This is a genomic window from Neisseria sp. P0021.S005, assembly GCF_051956955.1.
Genome location: NZ_JBQCWY010000552.1, coordinates 1 through 2,066 on the forward strand (window position 1 = coordinate 1; position 2,066 = coordinate 2,066).

General features: G+C 46.1%; 2 protein-coding genes. Both read right to left on the reverse strand.

Annotated elements, in window-relative coordinates; genetic code table 11:
- Window positions 1–104: 104 nt before the first annotated feature.
- Complete coding sequence (locus ACTHUE_RS16740; RefSeq protein ID WP_107792218.1) at window positions 105–1,415, reverse strand: O-antigen ligase family protein; 1,311 nt, start codon at window positions 1,413–1,415, stop codon at window positions 105–107.
- Between the two features lie 42 nt (window positions 1,416–1,457).
- On the reverse strand, window positions 1,458–2,066 hold a 609-nt coding region (locus ACTHUE_RS16745; RefSeq protein WP_440424025.1), incomplete at its 5' end, for a lipopolysaccharide biosynthesis protein.

Consider the following 2,066-nt stretch of genomic DNA (forward strand, 5'->3'; position numbering starts at 1 on the left):
GGCCAATACGATATCGTGTCCGCGTTGTTTGAGCAGGCGACCGAGGCGGAAAGTGGCATTTTCAGTGCCACCGAGGCCAGACATGGAGGTAGTCAGGGTGATTTTCATGATATTCCCTTTGTTTTAGATGGGGTATAGCTATATGTGTAAGCGGCCTGATTTTGTAATTTGGATGCGACAAATGTGCTGTAAATGTAAATCAGCAGGCAGGGTAGCCAGATGAAGGGCATACGCAAAATGGTGGACGGAATAAAACCTGCTAACAAGAAAATGCCCAAGGCAACCCAAGCCAGTACGCGTGATTTGTTGGTTAGTGCACGGCTTGAGGCAGTGTAGAGGAAATAAAACGCTACAAATGCAATAAAGCCGAGCAGGGAAATTATGCCGAAACCCAGATACAGCTCGATGATGAAGCTGTGCGGGTTTTCAAAGCCCAAGCTGTCGCTCAAATGGCCGCCGAAATATTCGCGAAAATTTTTTGGTCCGTAGCCGGTTAGCAACAGGGGCGGATTATTCCAAAAATAGTTGTAAATCTCCTGACGGTAGGACACAGAGTTGTCGCTGTCTAAATCGAATAGAAAAAGGTATACGCGGCTGGAAAAACGTTCAAGAAAAGGGTTGCCGTTAAGTGACAGCAAAAATTCCGCGATGACACGGGATGGAATCATCGATAATGTTAACGCGAGCAGTCCTGTGGCAATAATGGTAATAAAACCATTTTTACGATAAGCTATATAAATGAGTGAAATCAAAAGGTAGCAGGCAATAGCTGTGCGTGATACGCAAACAAAAATGGCCATACCTAGTAGTAAATATAATCCCCAGCCCAGTAGTTTCTCTTTGTGTTTGCGTCCTTGCAGTTGAAAGAAAAATAGGATGGCGGGTGCGAGGCAAACGGCAGTGGCAGCAAGGTTGTTGGGGTTGAAAAACAGCCCTTTGAGCGAGCCTTCTTTAATGGCCAGTTCATCACTGGCACTGACAAACTGAATGCCGGTAATCAATTCCACAAATGGTGGAATGGCAACATAAAGGGCAAAGACCAATAAAAACTTCTGAATAACGCCCAATGGATCTTCAGCGCGCATAAGCACTTGGTAAAACAAGTAGAAAAAAACCGGCACCGCCATAAAAAACAAGATGTCCATGTATTGAGTCGGTATCAGCGATGTAATGCCCATGTGGATGGCCGGCCAAATACACATGGCGGCCAGGGCGCAGAGCATGACAAAAATTTTGCGCGGAATATGCTTGCCCTCCAAAAAGAATACGGCAAGGCCAATCAATACGAACAACAACGATAAAGGATTATCGATGCGCGGTACGCCGATTTTAAAAGACAGCGCCGGCCCCAGCATATAAGCTGTAAACATAATGTATAGGATGTAAGTGTATAAATTTAGACGTTTTATTTTCATAGTCGTTCTGTTGTTATCGTAGAGACCTGAATCTCAGGTTGGCTATTTTGCCGAACGGTTTAATTTGGCTTTGATTTTTTCGGTCGCGGCAAATAGTGCGTGTTTGTATTTTAGGAACAGGAAACCTAGCCCGACTGCCCATGCCAGCGCAAACCAGATGTAGTTGTCGCGCGTACCCAGCCAAGTATAGGCAAGGCAGATCATCAGGCAGAGCGTTGAGTTTGTATAAATCTTCAGGCGCGGCAAAGGCTGCCACAGGCGTGAAGAGAATTCGGTTTTAAAGATGAAAAACAGCCAAAAAGCCGTTGCGCTGGCCATAGCCGCACCTTTTGCACCGAATTTCGGTACCAGCAGATAGAGCAGGGCGGTATTGGCGATAAAGGCAACGATGTTGATGACGGTAATCAGCCAAGTTGAGCGGACAACGTTCAAACCGATGCCGCTGACTTCGGTCAGCGTGTAAAACAGGGGGAAGAGCATACACGAGAGCAGGATAAATTGAACCTGCGTGTATTTTTCCGGCAGTATCCAGGTCACCATCGGCGAGAAAATCCCAATGAGGCAAATCATTGCGCTGATGAGGACGGTCATGGAAAGCGTGATGTCGCCGATTTTATCCAGATTGGTTTTTTCTTCTACCCATTTGAACAC